At 50.9% G+C, this 1,635-nt stretch carries 1 rRNA gene; it reads right to left on the bottom strand.

Features of this window, described 5'->3' with window-relative positions:
- Positions 1-1,635, bottom strand: a 23S ribosomal RNA gene (locus CX664_RS24665); the annotation flags it as partial.

Below are 1,635 nucleotides of genomic sequence, written 5' to 3'. Positions count from 1 at the left end.
CATCAATTAACCTTCCGGCACCGGGCAGGCGTCACACCGTATACGTCCACTTTCGTGTTTGCACAGTGCTGTGTTTTTAATAAACAGTCGCAGCCACCTGGTATCTTCGACCACCGCCAGCTTACGGAGCAAGTCCGATCACCAGCAGCGGCGCACCTTCTCCCGAAGTTACGGTGCCATTTTGCCTAGTTCCTTCACCCGAGTTCTCTCAAGCGCCTTGGTATTCTCTACCTGACCACCTGTGTCGGTTTGGGGTACGGTCCCTTCTGACCTGAAGCTTAGAAGTTTTTCCTGGAAGCATGGCATCAATCACTTCAGTTCCGTAGAACCTCGTCATCAATTCTCGGCCTTGAGGTTTCGGATTTGCCTGAAACCCCAGCCTACGATCTTAAACGCAGACAACCAACGCTGCGCTGACCTAGCCTTCTCCGTCACTCCATCGCAGTCACAAGGGGTACAGGAATATTGACCTGTTTCCCATCGATTACGTCTTTCGACCTCACCTTAGGGGCCGACTCACCCTGCGCCGATTAGCGTTGCGCAGGAACCCTTGGTCTTCCGGCGGGGGAGCTTCTCACTCCCCTTGTCGTTACTCATGTCAGCATTCGCACTTCTGATACCTCCAGCACACCTCCCGATGCACCTTCAACGGCTTACAGAACGCTCCTCTACCACCTAGAGACTAGTTTCTAGATACAAGTATCAAGTTAAAAGACAGAAGCTGAGTATTAACTCTGTACTTCTTTTTCTTGTCACTTGTTTCTAGAAACTAGTCTCTAGATCCGTAGCTTCGGTGAACAGTTTGAGCCCCGTTAAATCTTCCGCGCGAGCCGACTCGACCAGTGAGCTATTACGCTTTCTTTAAAGGGTGGCTGCTTCTAAGCCAACCTCCTGGCTGTCTGGGCCTTCTCACATCGTTTCCCACTTAACTGTTACTTTGGGACCTTAGCTGACGGTCTGGGTTGTTTCCCTTTCCACGACGGACGTTAGCACCCGCCGTGTGTCTCCCGTGATTGCACTCATCGGTATTCGGAGTTTGCATGGGGTTGGTAAGTCGGGATGACCCCCTAGCCCAAACAGTGCTCTACCCCCGATGGTGAGACACGAGGCGCTACCTAAATAGCTTTCGAGGAGAACCAGCTATCTCCGGGCTTGATTAGCCTTTCACTCCTATCCACAGGTCATCCGCTAGCTTTTCAACGATAGTCGGTTCGGTCCTCCAGTTGATGTTACTCAACCTTCAACCTGCCCATGGATAGATCGCCCGGTTTCGGGTCTACTCCCAGCGACTGTTGTTCCTAAGAACACGCCCTATTAAGACTCGGTTTCCCTACGGCTCCCCTATACGGTTAACCTTGCCACTGAAATTAAGTCGCTGACCCATTATACAAAAGGTACGCAGTCACAAGAGACTAGTATCAAGAGACAAGAAACAAGATTTGGAAAGTGTAAACCTGAAGTTTACTCCTCTTGATACTTGTATCTTGATACTAGCCCCTTGCTCCCACTGCTTGTACGTACACGGATTCAGGTTCTATTTCACTCCCCTCAACGGGGTTCTTTTCGCCTTTCCCTCACGGTACTGGTTCACTATCGGTCAGTCAGGAGTATTTAGCCTTGGAGGATGGTCCCCCC

Origin of the sequence: Endozoicomonas acroporae, from assembly GCF_002864045.1 — a bacterium.
GTDB classification, from domain to species: Bacteria; Pseudomonadota; Gammaproteobacteria; order Pseudomonadales; family Endozoicomonadaceae; genus Endozoicomonas; species Endozoicomonas acroporae.
Note: the sequence above shows the minus strand (reverse complement) of the source record. Positions and strands in the feature narration are given on the sequence as shown.